This window comes from Mesorhizobium sp. (assembly GCF_005063415.1).
Lineage (GTDB): Bacteria > Pseudomonadota > Alphaproteobacteria > Rhizobiales > Rhizobiaceae > Mesorhizobium.
The window spans coordinates 1-724 of sequence record NZ_SUEG01000216.1 but is presented as its reverse complement, the minus strand read 5'-3'; the positions used below and the strand labels follow the sequence as shown (position 1 = coordinate 724).

1 protein-coding gene is annotated in these 724 nt (G+C 62.0%); it reads left to right on the top strand.

Annotation, left to right across the window (positions count from 1 at the left end; all coding sequences use genetic code 11):
- Window positions 1–64 precede the first annotated feature (64 nt).
- Window positions 65–724: YgcG family protein (locus tag E5W70_RS30020; protein ID WP_292664911.1), on the top strand; the 660-nt coding region annotated here is incomplete at its 3' end.

Below are 724 nucleotides of genomic sequence, written 5' to 3'. Positions count from 1 at the left end.
GGAAGCTGGTGAAGAGATGACAAGACACGCCATCAGCCCGGTGGAATCCGGCCGTTTCATCAAAATGATCGGCACCGCGCTTATGGCCATGGCGGTGCTGCTGGTCGGCTTCGCGGCCTTCGCGGCCGAACTGCCGGCGCTGACCGGACGGGTCGTCGACAATGCCGGCATCATCGATGCCGCGACCAAGGCGGCGCTGACGCAGAAGCTTGCCGATTTCGAGACCAAGGGTTCCGACCAGATCGTCGTCGCGACCATTCCCAGCCTCGACGGCGAGGAGATCGAGCCTTACGCCAACCGGCTGTTTCGCGCCTGGAAACTCGGCCAGGCGAAGGAGAACAACGGCGTCCTGCTTCTGGTAGCGCCGAACGACCGCAAGATGCGCATCGAGGTCGGCTATGGGCTGGAAGGCACGCTGACCGACCTGCACACCAAGCTGATCATCGAAAACGACATGGTGCCGGCCTTCCGTGCCGGCGATTTCTCAGGTGGCATCAGCAAAGCCGTCGACGACATGATCATGGTGCTGGAAGGCAATCCGGAAGAACTGGAGGCGCGCGGCGAACGCAACCAGCAGCCGCCGTTCAACAGCGACGATCTGTTCTTCACGATCTTCATAGCCATCTGGGCAATTATCTTTTTCGGCGGCCTCGCAGCCTCCATCCTGCCGCCGATCTTCGGCCAGAAGATCGGTCCCGGCCGCTATCGCTGGCTGGGCATGACC